At 37.2% G+C, this 16,975-nt stretch carries 15 protein-coding genes; all 15 read right to left on the reverse strand.

Going from position 1 to position 16,975, the window contains the following annotated elements:
• Nucleotides 1-8: 8 nt before the first annotated feature.
• Nucleotides 9-2,207: a CD3337/EF1877 family mobilome membrane protein gene (locus KI375_RS10820; protein WP_374706833.1), complete on the reverse strand. Its 2,199-nt coding sequence runs from the start codon at nt 2,205-2,207 to the stop codon at nt 9-11.
• Complete coding sequence (tcpF, locus tag KI375_RS10825; protein WP_212973513.1) at nt 2,194-4,647, reverse strand: conjugal transfer ATPase TcpF; 2,454 nt, start codon at nt 4,645-4,647, stop codon at nt 2,194-2,196. Before tcpF ends, KI375_RS10820 begins: the two co-directional genes overlap by 14 nt.
• Nucleotides 4,631-5,023: a conjugal transfer protein gene (locus KI375_RS10830; protein ID WP_212973514.1), complete on the reverse strand. Its 393-nt coding sequence runs from the start codon at nt 5,021-5,023 to the stop codon at nt 4,631-4,633. Before KI375_RS10830 ends, tcpF begins: the two co-directional genes overlap by 17 nt.
• Before the next feature lie 61 nt (nt 5,024-5,084).
• Nucleotides 5,085-5,585 carry an antirestriction protein ArdA gene (locus tag KI375_RS10835; protein WP_212973515.1) on the reverse strand — a complete coding sequence of 167 codons (501 nt, stop codon included), beginning with the start codon at nt 5,583-5,585 and terminating at the stop codon, nt 5,085-5,087.
• A gap of 39 nt (nt 5,586-5,624) precedes the next feature.
• On the reverse strand, nt 5,625-5,888 hold the full coding sequence (locus tag KI375_RS10840; RefSeq protein WP_212973516.1) for a hypothetical protein: 264 nt from the start codon (nt 5,886-5,888) through the stop codon (nt 5,625-5,627).
• Nucleotides 5,889-6,092: 204 nt separating this feature from the next.
• Complete coding sequence (locus KI375_RS10845; RefSeq protein WP_010097509.1) at nt 6,093-6,314, reverse strand: hypothetical protein; 222 nt, start codon at nt 6,312-6,314, stop codon at nt 6,093-6,095.
• 25 nt (nt 6,315-6,339) lie between these two features.
• Nucleotides 6,340-7,542, reverse strand: a complete 1,203-nt coding sequence (gene mobT / locus KI375_RS10850; protein ID WP_212973517.1) for a MobT family relaxase — start codon at nt 7,540-7,542, stop codon at nt 6,340-6,342.
• Nucleotides 7,543-7,769: 227 nt separating this feature from the next.
• Entirely contained in the window at nt 7,770-9,110 is a 1,341-nt protein-coding gene (locus KI375_RS10855; RefSeq protein ID WP_212973518.1) for an FtsK/SpoIIIE domain-containing protein, read from the reverse strand.
• Nucleotides 9,110-9,490, reverse strand: a complete 381-nt coding sequence (locus KI375_RS10860) for a YdcP family protein (RefSeq protein ID WP_212973519.1) — start codon at nt 9,488-9,490, stop codon at nt 9,110-9,112. Before KI375_RS10860 ends, KI375_RS10855 begins: the two co-directional genes overlap by 1 nt.
• Nucleotides 9,491-9,502: 12 nt before the next feature.
• Entirely contained in the window at nt 9,503-9,817 is a 315-nt protein-coding gene (locus KI375_RS10865) for a YdcP family protein (protein WP_212973520.1), read from the reverse strand.
• A gap of 141 nt (nt 9,818-9,958) precedes the next feature.
• Nucleotides 9,959-10,102, reverse strand: a complete 144-nt coding sequence (locus tag KI375_RS10870; RefSeq protein ID WP_212973691.1) for a hypothetical protein — start codon at nt 10,100-10,102, stop codon at nt 9,959-9,961.
• Nucleotides 10,103-10,181: 79 nt separating this feature from the next.
• Nucleotides 10,182-11,243, reverse strand: a complete 1,062-nt coding sequence (locus KI375_RS10875) for a DNA cytosine methyltransferase (protein ID WP_212973521.1) — start codon at nt 11,241-11,243, stop codon at nt 10,182-10,184.
• Between the two features lie 425 nt (nt 11,244-11,668).
• Nucleotides 11,669-14,158, reverse strand: a complete 2,490-nt coding sequence (locus KI375_RS10880) for a S8 family peptidase (protein ID WP_212973522.1) — start codon at nt 14,156-14,158, stop codon at nt 11,669-11,671.
• A gap of 2 nt (nt 14,159-14,160) precedes the next feature.
• Nucleotides 14,161-15,120: an AAA family ATPase gene (locus tag KI375_RS10885; protein WP_212973523.1), complete on the reverse strand. Its 960-nt coding sequence runs from the start codon at nt 15,118-15,120 to the stop codon at nt 14,161-14,163.
• 285 nt (nt 15,121-15,405) lie between these two features.
• Nucleotides 15,406-16,959, reverse strand: coding sequence for a glutamine-hydrolyzing GMP synthase (gene guaA, locus KI375_RS10890; protein WP_212973524.1), 1,554 nt, complete (start codon nt 16,957-16,959; stop codon nt 15,406-15,408).
• Nucleotides 16,960-16,975: the final 16 nt, after the last annotated feature.

Below are 16,975 nucleotides of genomic sequence, written 5' to 3' on the forward strand. Positions count from 1 at the left end.
GACCTTCATCAGCGTTCCCTCCTACTTGTATGCATGGAACGTTTGCTGATCTGTTTCTGCTTTGTACGTTTCAAAGGTTTTGAGGGACGCTTGATGACTTGATACCTGTTTTTTAGTCGAGAACGTTCTTCATTTAGAGATGGCTGTCCTTTTTTGATAGGTTGTTTAGGCTTAACGGTATGAATCAAATGTTCTTTTCTGTTGGGACGTGATGGCTGTTGTTGTAATGTGGTCTGCTCAATCTGACCCATTTTAGTAATAGGTCTTGTCTTTCGTTCTTGATAAACAGTTGGTTTCTTTGATTTTTCCTGATGGAAAGGTTCATTGACCCCCTGTCCAACTGGTCGCTCGTGGATGGGAGTATCACGAGAAGGTGTGCGCTTTTTTTCCAATGCCAGCCGTTTATTTGCAAGATTTTGACGGTGGTTCGCTTTGCGCGTTGCATTTACGTGTTGTCTTTTTTCTTTCGCCTGCGTGATGCCTTCTTTAAAATCACGAGCAGGCTTTTTGAGTTGTTCTTTTCCTTGCATAACGGCATATTTGGTATTCGTTGGCAAATCGTGCAGTTGTTCTTTACGGTGCTCTATATTCGCACGAAACTGACTTTTTGCACCAAACACCTTTCCTGTTACTTGACCGATTTTCTGGCTCATTGAAGTTGGTTTTGTACTATCATTTGTCCATTCCTTACCCCTTGTTGCAGGTGATGTTAGCCGTTGTAATGGTCGGAGATGATGAGAGGAACCCTTTGTTTGCCTTGACTTGCCAACCATCGCTCCAACTGTTGCACCCGCCGTTGCGCCTGCAAGTGTTCGTCCAATCGAGCGTTGTAATCGACGACTACCGCGGTTGAACATTCGGTAAGGACGGCGCATGACTTTACGTCCAACATTTTGTGAATCATTACTTTGCAGATTAAACATGCTCATGATGTCACCGAGTTTCATGTAAATGCCTGCAAACGTCACAATCTGTAAGAAGGCAATCAAGAAAAATGGATAGCTCATCGTTAAACTGTAAAGCATGGATGAGATACTAAAGGCAACTGTAATAATCAAGGTGATGCCAGCTCGTAACATAATCACATTAAACAACTTCATAATCGCTTGTTTCCCCATGTTTTCGAAAGTCGGTATCATTGATAATAAAAAGCTAATGGGTAAAAACATCGCATAAATAATAAAAAGTATTTGAGAGAAAATCATAATCCCTGAGAGAAGAAATACGAAAATCGAAATCCCGATATTAAACAGAAATAAAAAGAAGACCATTCCCAAGCGAGTAGTGGTCTTCGTAATCGTTAAATTTTTATTGTCATGGTCTTCGATTTCCGCTTTGACGGCATTCTCACGGTCTTTCCCGTTATTTGTATCAGGACTGATTGAGGCCAAGGTTTCAACACGATTTTCCCCAATCGTTTCTTTGTCCGAATCATCAAACTGTAATAACATCCATGGTTGCTCTACTTGAATGGAAAAGAGGTTATTCCGTATCAGATCGACACTGTCTTTTCCTTGACTATTCGAGTTTGGCATCAAGATTTTGGTTCCTAAATCTAAACTTGTTTGACTAATGTCAGCGGAAAAATCATTGATTTTAGCAATATACGTTGGAGCATAGGCAATAAAGGAAGCAGACAAAATAAACACCACTAAAAAGTTGAGGATCGCCCGAATCGCTTTCGTCGTTTCTCGTTTCATTAAGCCTGTATACGCCACATACATTCCAATCACTAAAACGAAAAGAAGCAGAAATCCCACATAAAAGCCAGAACTGCTGAAACCACTTGCGGTAATCCCTGCTAATGTCTGCATATTTTTACCAATTGCATCCGCCGTTTGTGAAATGAAATCAAGTGAATAGGCTTGTTGGATTAAGTAGCCTGTCGCATTAGACAAATACAGGCTAATAATCCAAATGAAATTGGTAATCGTATAAAGCCCATACATAACCTGCTTTCCAATCCCATCTGTCCAATTCCACGGTAGCCACTCCCAACTTGTATCAACATAAAAGTCTAGTTGGTAATGATCGAGTGGATACTTAGAAAAAAGATTGTCTTCGGATACCGTATCATCAACTAATCCGGCTGCTTGTGCACATGTACCAAGCAAAAGAAGCAATAAAAAAACAGCAGCACCAATGAGTACCGCCGTCATGACTATCTTTTTCAATTTTTGTTTGTTCACATCGTCACCTCGTTTCATTCTCCTTGATAGGTGGTCGAGTATCAAAAGCATCAAATAAATCTTCAAAGACAGGATGGACTTGAATAATTCCAACACGCCCATACAAATCTTGAATTAAACATTGACCATTTTCCAGTTCACGAAGTTTCCTTTGATTCCCTTCATCTTCTTTATCTACTCCAAAAAATTCAAGTGTCTTTTTTATTTCATTTATATCCCTAGAGCGAAAAGCAAACTTTATACCGATATTATTTTTTAGTTTTTCATCGGTTAGATCATCCGCATTTTGTGTGACGAAGTACACACCAGCATTCATCGCACGCCCTGCTCTCACTAGTTTGTTAGATAATGTCTTTCCTTGTACTACTTGCAAGAATGACCAAGCTTCGTCTAAATCTACAATTTTGAATACACTTCTATCCGAATGGATAAAATCCAATGCAAATGTAGAAATGACAATCAGCATTGAGACGCTAAGTAACTCCATCGTCGTATATTCTTCAAAGTTTGTTTCTGCATCTGGTAACACTAAATCCGCAACTTGAATGATATTTAATTGTTTTTCTAAGCTAATCGAGTTTTTCACCGTTCCATCTGAAAACAGAAGGTGGGCAAAGTCATAGTCGGTAAAACTTTCGATATGGTCAGCGATAGGACCAGCCAATGGATTAGGATCACTTCTTAGTTCATGAATGACAAGCATTAAACCACGTTCCTCCTGTTGACTCACGGCTCGTATCGCCCTTCTTAACACAGGAAATTTCTCACCATCACGACTAGATATGCCTGTAAGGAATGTGAGTATATCAATCGCTAGACTTTCCGAATCCTTTTTCTTTTTCATAATGACATACGGGTCAAGCAATCCTTTATTGTGATCATCACTTGTCAAATTCACAATATTTATTTCATGGGCCATTTCAGGCAATGTCTTTTTCCAGTTTCCCCGTTCTGCCTTTGGGTCAACAATGAGAGCCTGACCACCAAAGAGAACCGCATAATAGACAAGCAGATTATTAGTAAAAGATTTTCCGCCACCAAGTGAACCTAAGAATGCAGAAGCTAACGCATTGGTGACTGAACCTTTTACACCTTGACTCGCTAGACTGGGATTCAAATAAACATTGCGTCCTGTATCCAAGTTGTAGCCCATATAAACTCCTTCCGTTTCTCCTAGCATTTGTGTTGCCCCAAACCCAAGTCCTGCCAAAAAATCAGATGTGACATACTGAATATAATCATTCATATACCGTTTACTGGCTGGGATAAATTCACTGTGTAAACCGATCATATCTCCAAATGGACGAACAAGTTTGACGTTCAAATCATCATAAAAATCCTTTACTTCATTACAATGCTGTTTGAGTTCATCCAAGTTAGGAGCAGACACGCGAATCACGTAGCTTAACTTATACATCGATTCTTTACTTTGATCAAGCACATCTTCTAATTCATTCACCTGTTCCAAGGCTTCTAATACGTTATTTCCTGTTTCGTTATCAGACTCCCAAGCATGGTTATCCAAGTCTTTGAGTTCCTTTTTCTTATTCCGAATCGTAGATAAGGCTTTTTTGTTCGTGACAATTTCTACATTCATGGATGTGTCAATCGGAAAATCAAATTGTTGTTGCTGATAATAAAAGATTTCATCCGATGGAAACTCAAGATCACCAACAATAGAATTAATCGTAAAGTAGGCCACATAAGTGATTTGTTCTTCCTGCTCAATCTTTAAATAACGTTGGTTTTCTTCAATCAGACAACGTGTTGGTTTAATGATGTCATAACGTTTAACTAATGTTTCCTTTTTCAACTTTTTTAGCGGGAGAATATAATCATACTCTTCATAAGCAATTCCCGATTGCCCATGAAGATGTTCGATTAGATAACCAAAATCATTTTTATCTAAAGGACGTATCTTAAAACGTCTTGAAATTTTGTTTTGTAATAAAGACTCCATTTTAAGGAATCGTCTAATTTCATCATGTGGCATGGAAACAAAATCGCCCATTAGATGATGATTCACATCACGGACAAAAGAAGAAAGTGAATTTTTAATGGAGTCCCCCATTGATTTCATACTGACTTCTTCTTCATTCAGCAACAGTTTAAAACCGATAAAAAAACGATAGTCTACTTGATGTTCACCAATCATGGAAACAAGGGCTTCCGTTTGGTCATCAATACGCTCATAAGCAACTTCTTGTAATCGCCCCGTCACTAACTCCTTGCTTCGTTCCTGCGCTGATCGGATACTGCTTGCGGTACTAATTTGTAACGCATGGATTTTACCGTCCTGATTTTGCGCAATCAACTGACGAAAGTGGTCATGTACCTGCATTTTTTCTTCTGGTGAGAGAAAGGAATAGTTGTAGGGAAGTAACTCATAGTAGGCAAAACATTCCCCATCATGGTTAAAGAAAAGATTATTTTCCATGTATTTAATCGGATAGCGCATGCAATTCACTCCTTACAGCTGTCATGTTTTCATTTATTTTCACCTGTTGTAGTTTGACGGGTTTACCTGCATAAGTGACTTTGGGTCGGAACAAATATGTCAATACGGACTTGAGAAAGCTATACGGTTTTTTGCCATCAAATGTCTTCTGGCTCATAAACCATGTCAAACCAACTGGTATTCCGACATATTTTAATAACGCCCCATCGATTAAAGAAAGTGGAGGAAGATTTCCTAACAACATGACGACTAAGAGTGAAAGTACAAACCATGACATTTGATTGAATGTTACGGGAAAAGGTAAACGAAAATCATTAATGGCATAAATCACTTTTTCGACTGACCAAATACGGGTATAGCTCTTTAGTTTTTTCAAATGAAGTCACCCTTTCATCAATAGGAAAAGCAGCCTGTACGATAACAAGCTGCTTTTCCACTTACTGCGTATATTCAAATACACCATTTGAAGTAATTAGAAAACTACCCTCAATTTCTAGATCACGTCCAAAGGCTTCATAATCAATATAATTTTGTAGATTAGAAGGGACCTCTCCCAACATTCCTGTTTCTTCGACTAAAACCCGTGCGACATCTGCCATATTCTCACAATCAGGATAATACATAATATCATCTTGGTGTTCCAGTAATTCTTCTATACTGTTAAACCAACAACTTTGCACTTCAGAAAGAGAATCATAAAGTGGTGTACCTTCAATTTCTGCCACCATTGCACATAAACGGTTTACCTCGGAAATGGGCGTATATTCACTGATTTCAAAGGGAAGTTCGTAATCGAATATTGCATATTCTTCATATTCTCCGTTCAAACCGATGCGCTCTTTCACTTCCTCAAAATCGATGGGTGGTGAAAACCATGCACCATTGATTTCTCCTTCATTATATTTACCGAGATTCGTTATAAAAACTTGCATTTCCATCGAATTTTCACATCCTTTTGCAAAAAGTTAATAAAGTGATTAAAAAAAATGAAATTCTCTAAAGGAAAGCTTTTTTATTGCAGGATTATCCTCATCCTTTACTACTTCAAATACGGTCATAGATAAATCTGCTGGGTCATTTTCCAGTTTAATAACTATCAACTCCGAGTCATTCACATTCATGTCATTTGCTTCTTCCATTGCCTTGTCACAAATTTCATCTCCCGTTTTAATGGACATACCAACTTCCAATAATGCTTCATCTAACTCATCCCTTTTTTCAACAGTTACAATCGTACTCAATTACTACACCTCCAAGCGAAGAATTAAATGTTACCATTGAAATTCATGACCTTTTCAGAAAAGATAAGCATAAAAAAGAGCAACTACGTTTAATTTACTGGTGCATAAAAGTAAAGTTGTTAATCCCTTCCGCACTACCGTTTGGATCAACATTTGTTTGTAGAACATAAGAAGACCACTTATCTTCACAAACAAACGTTATAATTAAGCCCCTATGATCCGATTAAATAGGTTTAACAACACATCTTTCACTCCAGCCGCATTAAAGACTAATCCAACCGCAACCAAAGCAATGATTAGAAAGCCGATTAGTTTAGAAAACTCTCGTTTAAAACCTAAATAAATTCCAATTACGACGATTGCCATTAATACTAAAGATTGTGCATTACTAAGAAACCAATTGTATAAATTCTGGCCAAAGTTCATTTGAATTTCTCCCTTCATAAGTTAATCAATCGTCGCTTGACAATGGTTGAATCACTTTCTCTATGGGAATGGTTTGTTGCATGAGTATTTTTTGGTGTCGTTCGGATAATTCTACTTGCTCCAACATATCCTTGATTACACTGGTTTGATTAAGTTCATCTATCTTTGTCGCTAGTTTCCAAGTAGGGGCAACTTGGCGTGCAAGCCATCTTAGTGATTTTTCAAACGTATAAGGTTCAGGCTTTGTTGTTAAAGAAATTTTTCTGTTCACGCCTAAATCAATAAATCGTTGCCATTCTTTATTGATTTCCCAACTGCTGCGACGCTTTTTCTCGTCTTTATCAACAAAACGAATATACCGATTAATAATGGAAAAAGCAGTCCGTCCAGCATCTTCATACATCATTAAATCTACAATCGCATGATAAGCACGATCATTCTTTAAACGAATTTCAAAACGATTTTTCACGTCTGTATCTTCGAGTGATGTGCCATGTTTCACGTATTGTTCGTAATCCTTCTCATACGCACAGAAGTACACGTCACTTTTTAAAGAACCAATATATAAGGTATTTCCCATGTCGGGCTTTTCTTCATTCTGTACAAGTTCACCAGAACGATAGCTTTTAAAACTACGAAAAACAGAAATACATTCTTCATGACGACATTTTTGTGTTAGAAACGGAATATCCAATATGCTTGTCTTATCGTTTATCGCAAGATCAATTCGTTTAAAAACACCACCAACGCGAAACACGTCCATAAAAAAATCGAACCATGTTCGTTGTTGGGCTAATAAGAAATTCTCAAATTGCCTACATCCTTTTCCTTTAAGTTCTAATAAACAGCCTTTTTCTTCATCTGGAGAAACCATGACGACAATATCACCAAAAATGTATTGTTCCATATAGGAGTAAAATGCATAATCCTCATGTAACATATACTCCATTTTCAATTTCAAAATATCTTTAATAACAGGCTTTGGATTTGTTGTTAAAAATCGAATCCGAACATAATCAAACAAGATTTCCAGTGGAGCATTTGGATTAAATTGCTCTAAAATATCGAACAAGATATTTTTTAGTGAATCAGAGGGAATCACTTTTCCTGTTTCAATTTCACTAATATATTGTCTTGAAATTCCAATATGAACAGCCAGTTTATTTTGAGACACACCGTATTCCAATCGTTTTTCTTTTAATTGTTGATACCAAGGTACTTGATTCATGTGCATTCCTCCAAACTCAAAAAAGATGTCAACTAAAGGTTAAAAGCTGACATCTTCTTCATATGCTCCAAACCGTTGTACCATCAGGTGTTATTGGCTTTTGGAACAGTTTCTTATTGTTTTTCTACCCCCCTGTTAGAAATGGGGGGTTAAGGCGTGGCTGTCGCCACGCAGGCTTAGCCCAGCACAGCGGCTTTCGCTTCACACGCCGCCGCACTGGGCAGCCTTTATTGGGCTAGTTTAGCAATTTCTTTTAAAAAGTCATGCTCCTTTGGGACAAGTGGTGTATAAAATTCAGAAATGACATTATCTCCTTTATCGACATACCCTCGGCCTTTGATCTGTTTTAAGAAAAATTGTTTTTGTACGTCCGCCCCAAACATCATGCCATACCCGAGCTCACTCATACGACCTAAAGCGACTCTAAAATTAAACTGATCGCGTATGCCATCTCCAAGATATTTTGCATCTGGTCGTTGACAGGCGAGAATAAGGAAAAATCCTGCTTGTCGTCCTAACATGACGATTTGTTTCAGTTTAGTTAATACTGCCGTATTTTCCTTGGAAACAAGCATTTCCATAAATGCGACATATTCATCAAAGACTAAAAAGTGAGGGGATAAGCCCAAATATGCATAATTTTCCCCTGTTTTATAGCCCTTCATATGTTTCATTTCTTCACTACGAGTCATCATATCATCATAAAATTGGTCAATACATGCCATCATATCTTCCTTTTTATAATACACATCAGACATAACCGTGGCTAAATCCGCTAAATCTGCATTTTTGGGATCTAAGATATACAATTTTGCATCTGTCTTTAATAGGGCCTCAATTAGTGTGAGAATAAAGTACGTCTTCCCGCCGCCTGTTCCACCAGCAATTAACATATGCGGAAGTTTATCATATTCCCAATACATTGAGTCCATTAGCTTTAAGCTGCCATTTTGTGCAATGACTTCATCAATCGAAATCCGGTTCGCAATCATATCATAGAAAAGTACATACTCGACAAAGGAATCATGTAATTCTTTGGATACCAACTCACAATACAATCCACTTTCTAATTTCCTTTCCAAGTTTAAAAGCGGTTCTTGATATTTCCCAAGTGTGATTTCCACTTGAATATGAATCATCCCTTTTTCATACCGATAATACATTTTTGGAAAGTGACTGATTTTTTCCTTTGTTTTTCCTGATGGTATATCCTTAAAGAAACCCTCTTGAGCGACTTGCTTTGTTTCATACCACCCGTTTTCTAAAATCATTTTTGCGAGCTTTTGGCGATGAATAATCTGTTTAATATGGTTATAGCGATACCGATAATAAACAAAAGCACAACAAGTGACCATTACTAGACTAATCACCAATGAAACCAATCCATACCTACTCATAAAATGTGCTTGAAATAGATCGAGCTGCCACGTTGTAGAAAGTAAAAATGATAGATGAAAAGGGATAAAAGAAGCAAGCCATACACCTACGAGTCCAAAGAATATAAATTGAAAAAAGAGGGACGCATCACTGGATCGAATCCGTTTCCCTCTTCTTCTGTAAAGTTTCATTATTTATCCTTGTTAAGCACAGCTTTTTGAGTACTACCAGCCGATGTTACTGCTTTTCCCTTTAATATTAAATCATCTGCTTTAATGTACCAATCAACATCTGCCCCGCGAAACGTTGCATTTGCGACCGTATCTGCGACAGGGTTAATGAGTTCTACTTCTGCATTATAGTCAAACTCTTTTAACGGAACTGAAGCAGGAATACTCACTTGAATCATGCGACCTTGTTCACGGGACTTTAAGTCATAAGTGCGTTCCTTAACTTCTGATGATACCGTACCATCTTCATTTTGAAGGAATACCTCACGTCGCAATGACGAAAATTTTAATAAGCCAAATGTCTTTTCCTTATCAATGACAATTCCTTGTGCTAATCTCATCTTTTCTCCTCCTTATGCTTTTACCATGTCATCTGCATGTAAAATATAATTTGTGAAACCACGTTCTCCAATTTTATAACCTTCTGCGGTGATTCTTGCATTGACTAATTTTACTTTTTCCTCATGTTCAAAGAATTTTTCCCCAGCTTCTTGAGGAAGAACCACTTCGATATCATCTGCACGTTGAATATCGGAATACAGATTATAGCTGCGGGATAGAGTGGTCATACGCCCATTAATCCGTCTCTGTTCGACTTTGCCCTCTCCTGCGTATTCTAAATTCCCAAAAGTTTTGTCCATATTGGGAATGACATATTTTAATTCCATGATACATACCTCTTTTCTTATTTTTAATTTCATTTATGCGCTAAAGTGAAAAAACAATAAGGGAGGTGAACGGGATATATTCATGGCATACCATGCTCCTTACGCTTCTTGAAACCGATAATCCACACGCCCATAAATCACTCACCAAAATACAACCATCGTCTCCCCTTGCTTATCACGAATCAATTTCCCACAAGGAAAAAACGGAAAGTCTTCAATCTCAATCACATTTAAATCAAAATGATCATCAATCCATTCCATCACCTTTTCTTCATTTCCTTCCAAAGAAAACACGCTCCCCACATTAATCTGGCCAATAAAAAAAGCATGACAAATGAAATTTGTCACACATTAGCTTGTCAATCTATAAAACTTCTGCAATACCACCCATGATATATTCAGCGCATGGTAGAGCAATCGCATTTCCAAGCGCTTTGTATCTTGCATTATCACTAATGGCTTCACCCTTATTACCCAAGGCTGTCCAATCCTCTGGTAATCCCATTAAACGTTCACATTCCAATGGTGTAAGTTGTCGGATAAAACCTTCCTTTTCCATGCCTTCATACCAAAAAGAAAAGATATTGACTGCACCAGCTAACAGGGTGGGGAAAGGGTCATTTGTCCGTCCAAAACTTCCAATGAATCCTGTTCTGTTTTTATCTTTTGTGGTACTTCGCATGCGTCTTTCTTGAAAGGGGCGGACGACGGGTATTTTCCTCCTTGTTTTTTGAGCAGATATTCGACTGGCGCTGGCGGAGGACAGCCTGCCCTTTCCGCAAGACGGAGGAAGCGATTGCAAATCGCGGGCTTTAAATAATATTTCTCTGGAACGGTTTCCTCTAAAATCTGACACGAGAAAGATACGTCTTCTTCTTTGAGCGAGAGTGGGTTTTCCCCAATATTGGGCGTCCAACAATCGCCAACACACATCAACATCATTCCCTCGGACCATTCCAGCGTTTGCCCAGACTCCAGAAGCAGGCATTGGAATTTCGGTATTTGTGAACGACTCCAACACGGCTTTAAAATCCAACCGGTTATTTGATGAAAAAGCTCCCATGACGTTTTCCCAAACAGTGATAACTGGATATGTTCCATTCGTTGCACACCTCATTTCCTCAATAATTCGTATCGCGTGATAAAACAAACTCGATTGACTTCCTGCAAGACCTTCTCTTTTTCCGATATTTGATAAGTTCTGACATGGAGAACCAAATGTAATGACATGAACAGGTGGTATTTTGCCACCATCTATTTTTGTAATATCTCCTAGATGTAACATGTTGGGAAAATGCCATTTTGTAATAGAAATAGGTGCTTTCTCTACTTCACTTGCCCAAGTTGGCGTAATTCCATAACGAGAAGCGGCTAAAGGAAATACCCCGATTCCATCAAATAAGCTTCCTAATGTAATAACTGTCATAGGCAATCACCCTTTGATAATGGTAGTTCATTGTAAATAATCAACGTATTGTGTTTTTCAGATCCTTAAAAACTATCCTTTTGAGGAAAAATTTATAAAGAATATTTATAAATGGAGTTTTTTTAATTGCTCCTTTTACTTTCTAATCCACAAGTGCAAAAAGATACTGATAAACAATGATTTTTTTAAAAAAAGGAACAAAAAAAGAGATATTGCTTTTACACAATATCCCTCATCTTTCTCCGTTTCCTCTGGTGGAAGCTTGGTGGAGAAACTATTCAATTTTAGTTGTTTGATCCATTTTACGTACCATCAAAATGCGGCCAAGTCACCGTTTCATTTCATATATAAAACGATAGGAAAGAAAACTATATCTTTTGTATATTGATTTTATAGTAAAGATAGAAATAAGTTATTAAATTAACTTAATACTCTATATCAATTTCTATTTGTTGCTCTATATCAATTTGATTAATGATAGAAGTATATAAATCCGTATCAACCCCAGGTGTTTCAATAGAAACAATCAATGAATACTTTACTTTTTCGTTGAATTTTCCAAGATGACTTCTTTCTCTCCACCAACCAATTACAGGATAAACAGCAATGAAATTTGCATCACAAAGATCCACTGCTGGGACAGAACAAAAATCAGAATGAATTGATCCAACGTCGCGATTCTCTTTACCTAAGTACCAATCCCTACTACTTCCATCACCACTGTCTTTTCGATCTTCTCCCCGCATTTTTACATTAACACGTTTTTTAAAATCCTCTAGGGTTTCATTACTATTAATTACATCAAATCTTAATCCACAAGAAGGATATCTATATTTATTTTTCCATCCTATTTCTCCTGGTCCTGGCTCAATAAAATATGAAAGGGTCACTTTTAACTTTGCTTCCACTTCTCCTAGTGATTCTAAAATTTCTCTTGGCCAAGGTAACGTATGAACGTGCATTTCATTCATACTATCCTTGATGAATGGTTGTAATTCTGATTGTATAACAAGGTTAACAGAATTATTAGCACATTCTATTGCCTTATTTAAATTAGGGATTCCATATCCACAAGTTCTGAGCAATTGCCTTCTACCCTTGGTCTTTTTATCTTCTTGACAAAACTGCTCTATCATTTTATCAGTCCAACTTGCTGAGTGAATTAAAAGACCTCTTACTGTTTCTGGCCATATATCAGGATACTCATTATAAATTTGAGAAGCCATCCATGACGCCTGAGCTGTAGCAGAACTAGTTCCCCAAATAGTTGATAACGGTTTAGAAAATACATCTCTATTGGTAGTTAGTAAAGCTAAATCATCACAAGAATCAAAATCAGATCCATTAGTAACCATATTTCCACCATCTAAAAGTATTTCTGGTTTAACAGGCCATTTGTTATTCCATGTTTTTGAAGTCGAACTATATGGTGAAAGTTCTCCGACATCCGCAACTGGATGAAATCCTTTATAAACCGCCGATTTAACTTCTATATCATTACAATATGCTCCTACAGTAATAGCATTCCATGATTGTCCGGGATTTTCAATACTGTGAGAGATATTTACATCTGGATAAGACAATTCAGTTAATTCTGTTGGATGAACATTCCCTCCACTAACAAAGAAAAGTCTTCTATTATCATCCCCATCACTTCCAGATGTTATATTATCAATAGCTGCTGACCATGAGGTTGGACTGCCATCATCCGTATTGAAATCTCTCGATGTTATTGCCATACATATAGTTCTTAAAGCATTAGGGCTTTCTATTTCAGAAAGAAATACCGCATTCTTTGTTAATGCTCCATATAATTTTGGAGAATTGCTTCCATCTGGTGGTAAAATTTTCACTGATTCAATTCCATGTTTAATAGTTATTAGATCATCATCTACTAGACTTTCCTTTAAATTATTATATAATGCAACTCCTGCCATTTCAGTTCCATGACCAGCATGATCATCACTTCCCCAATGACTATCCACCGACTGAATTACGTTTTCATTTTTAACAGCCGGTAATATTAATGGGTGGTTTGAATTTAATCCAGTATCAAGTAGACAAATAGTGGATTTACCAATATCAAAACTTGTTCGCGTTAGAAGTTCATCAATCCACTCCTGTTGTTCAGAAGCAGATAATTCTTCAAAGAAATTTATCTCCTCTGGTGAACGACGGAACTCTGCGATATAATCGCAAATTGTAATTAAGTTACCTAATTGAGTTTTATTTGCATATATTAGTTTAATAATTCTTTCCGGAAAGACAATTTCACTTGTATCCAAACTAATATTCAATAATTTGCAACAATCAGTTAACTCTTTTAGAGCCTTCTTCTTATTGTCATCTGTTTGCTCTTCAGACCTATTCGCTTCAAACCTTAACCAAACTTCACACCAACGTGCTTTATCAGTAGGCATATCGACATTTTCACCTATCCAAAATGCATCTAATAAAGCCAAGGAAATATCCTCTATACTGCTGATGAGATCATTGTGCCTCGGCTTACCTTTTTTAGTTGTTTTTTCGATATATTCCTCAGCTTTTTCCATAAAGTATTTTTCTTTTCCACCTGGAACATATACTGTAGCCTTTGTTATAGTATTTTCTAAGTCTTCCCTCACATTTAAAATTCGAATCCCCTGCTGTATATTTTCCAAACTTTTTAGGGCTAAATCATATCCGGATTCACTAGAAAATTCAAGATATGTTCCGTTTTTATATTTTATTGCTGCTGCACGTTTTTGATCTGTTAAACGTTCATAACTATCTTTTAGCTTTTGCTGAATAAATTCTCCGTGAGTTCTAACATTTGGACGCATAGGGAAATTAGAACTCCCCATTCTTGGAGGAGAAGAATATTCTAAAGCATTTTTTGTGTTCTTTAAAAATATATTTTTCTTTTCTACCGCCAATCTTATGCCTCCTTATTAGAATAAACAGTCATTCTTTCATTAATTAATTTTAAAAGTTCGGATTGCGTAATATTTCTATCTTGCAAGATAGAATCTTTTATTGCATCATCACAAACTCTAATTAGTTCAGCATGGCTCAAAGAAAGTGAGCTATCAATTAATTTATCTGATGGTGTAAAATTCTTTTGAAATACGGAAAGCTTATATTTAAATAATTTGCATATTTCATTTTTCGTTGGAAGAGAGTAATGTAATACATCATCAAACCTACGAAATAATGCTTGATCCAGCAACTTTTGATTATTGGTAGCAGCAATTATAATACTTTCAGAAGTATCTTGTTCAATAAATTGTAAAAAGGAGTTCAATATCCGTCTCATTTCTCCAACTTCATTATCTAAACTTCTATCTGAACCAATCGCATCAAATTCATCAAAAAAGTATACGCCGATATTATTTTCTATAGATTCAAAAATTTGTCTTAATTTCGCACTAGTTTCTCCCATAAACTTTGTTACCAACTTATCTACTTGAACGGTATATAATGGAAGTTCTAACTCAGTGGCAATTACCGATGCAGTATATGTTTTACCAGTTCCAGGATGACCTTCAATCAGAATTTTCCTTCTGTTATCCATACCATATTGCTTGAGTTTATTTTTATTTCTATACTCATTCAAAATTCTAATGATTCTTTCTCTAATTTCCTCCGAAACAATTAACCCATCCAATTGATTGTTAGGTATAGTCATATGCAACATAGGATTAGTTTTATTTAGTGAAACTACATTAGCGCGGGGGATCTGTGATTTATCCACGAGTTTTTTCAACTCTCTGGCAAAATTAACATGGTTTTGTTTGGCTTCATATGCTGCAATTTGTAATACAATCGTTTTAAATTTTTCATTGTTTCCATCCAAATGTGCTTTCACCAAACTTTTTATATGATCCGCTGTAGCCATTTAAAACACCTCCTTTAGCATATTTACCCTTTTAATAATTGTATTCTTCAAAAAGAACAAAGTCAATTTAGTGTATTATATGACATTTACATGGACACTGCTTTAAAAAAGGGAGATATCACTATTGATTAAAGTGATATCCCCCTACTCATCAAAAGCTTATCCTATTTTTTCCTCTGGCGGAATCTTGGCGGAGAACCTATTCATTTTTGATTGTTTTATCCATTTTACGTACCATCGAAATGCAGTCAAATCAACGTTTTCACTTCAAATGCTTTTAGAGAATTATTCCCACTCAATCGTAGCAGGTGGCTTACTTGTAATATCATAGACAACCCGATTGACATGGTCTACTTCGTTGACAATTCTGGTGGAGATGACTTCTAGGACGTCCCAAGGGATTCTTGCCCAGTCAGAGGTCATGCCATCAATAGAAGTGACGGCCCGGATCCCGATGGTGTGGTCATAGGTTCTGGCATCGCCCATTACGCCGACGCTGCGAATATCCGGAAGGACGGTGAAATATTGCCAAATCTCTTGTTCCAATCCGGCCTTGCTGATTTCTTCGCGTAAAATATAGTCGGATTCTCGGACAATTTCTAGTTTTTCGTCTGTGACTTCTCCTAGAACGCGTATGCCTAATCCAGGTCCTGGGAATGGTTGTCTCCAGACGATTTCGTCGGGGATTCCTAATTCTGTTCCTAGTTTTCTTACCTCATCTTTAAAGAGCGTATTTAGTGGCTCGATCAGTTGAAATTGCATATCTTCTGGTAATCCACCTACATTATGATGGGATTTAATGGTTTGTGCTGTCGCTGTACCACTTTCAATGATATCTGTGTAAAGTGTTCCTTGCGCTAGGTATTCGATGCCTTCAAGTTTTGTTGCTTCATCATCAAAGACGTAGATAAATTCATTCCCAATGATTTTCCGCTTTTTCTCAGGGTCTGTGACTCCTTCGAGCTTGCCAAGAAAACGATCTTTTGCATCGACCTTAATGACGTTCATATGAAAGCCTTCGCTAAATGTTTTCATGACACTTTCCGCTTCTTCTTTACGTAAAAGTCCATGATCAACAAAGATACATGTTAATTGGTCTCCAATCGCTTTATGGATTAAAACTGCGACAACAGAAGAATCAACACCACCACTTAGTGCACAGAGCACCTTTTTATCGCCGACGGTTTGGCGAATTTTCTCCATTTCAACGTCAATGAAGTTTTCCATGGACCAGTCGCCTTTACACCCACAAATTTCAAATACAAAGTTCTTTAAGATTTCATTGCCATGTACGGAATGACGAACTTCTGGATGGAACTGTACACCGTAGAATTGCTTGTCTTCATGGCTGATCGCCGCGATCGGGCAAGATGGATTTGTCCCAACAATTGAAAAGCCATTCGGCACATCCTTTACTAGATCTCCATGACTCATCCAAACAGTCTGCTCTGTTGGTAAACCTTTAAATAGAGGACTTTCTTCTTTTATTTCCAGGGTAGCTTTCCCATACTCTCTTCCCTTTGCTCTTTCTACAGAGCCGCCAAATTGTACAGTCATTAACTGCATGCCATAACAGATCCCAAAAATCGGAATCCCAAGTTCAAATAACCGCTCATCACATCCAAAAGCATTTTCACCATACACACTATTCGGTCCACCTGATAAGATAATGCCCTTCGGATTCATTGCTGAAATTTCTTCCGCTGTAATCGTGTGGGGATGCAATTCACTATATACCCCAAATTCCCGGATTCGTCTTGTGATTAATTGATTGTATTGACTGCCAAAATCAAGAACGACGATCATTTCCTGATTATGTAATTCAGATTTTCCTGCCATGTCAAATCCCTCCAAT

The sequence above is a fragment of the Bacillus sp. J14TS2 genome (genome assembly GCF_018333015.1).
Classification (GTDB): domain Bacteria; phylum Bacillota; class Bacilli; order Bacillales; family Bacillaceae_C; genus Lederbergia.

Excerpts from the sequence above, each read along its gene's own strand:
- KI375_RS10820 (WP_374706833.1), bottom strand. The coding sequence starts at position 2,207 with ATGAAACGAGGTGACGATGTGAACAAACAAAAATTGAAAAAGATAGTC.
- tcpF (WP_212973513.1), bottom strand. The coding sequence starts at position 4,647 with ATGCGCTATCCGATTAAATACATGGAAAATAATCTTTTCTTTAACCAT.
- KI375_RS10835 (WP_212973515.1), bottom strand. The coding sequence starts at position 5,585 with ATGGAAATGCAAGTTTTTATAACGAATCTCGGTAAATATAATGAAGGA.
- KI375_RS10845 (WP_010097509.1), bottom strand. The coding sequence starts at position 6,314 with ATGAACTTTGGCCAGAATTTATACAATTGGTTTCTTAGTAATGCACAA.
- mobT (WP_212973517.1), bottom strand. The coding sequence starts at position 7,542 with ATGAATCAAGTACCTTGGTATCAACAATTAAAAGAAAAACGATTGGAA.
- KI375_RS10855 (WP_212973518.1), bottom strand. The coding sequence starts at position 9,110 with ATGAAACTTTACAGAAGAAGAGGGAAACGGATTCGATCCAGTGATGCG.
- KI375_RS10860 (WP_212973519.1), bottom strand. The coding sequence starts at position 9,490 with ATGAGATTAGCACAAGGAATTGTCATTGATAAGGAAAAGACATTTGGC.
- KI375_RS10865 (WP_212973520.1), bottom strand. The coding sequence starts at position 9,817 with ATGGAATTAAAATATGTCATTCCCAATATGGACAAAACTTTTGGGAAT.
- KI375_RS10875 (WP_212973521.1), bottom strand. The coding sequence starts at position 11,243 with ATGACAGTTATTACATTAGGAAGCTTATTTGATGGAATCGGGGTATTT.
- KI375_RS10885 (WP_212973523.1), bottom strand. The coding sequence starts at position 15,120 with ATGGCTACAGCGGATCATATAAAAAGTTTGGTGAAAGCACATTTGGAT.
- guaA (WP_212973524.1), bottom strand. The coding sequence starts at position 16,959 with ATGGCAGGAAAATCTGAATTACATAATCAGGAAATGATCGTCGTTCTT.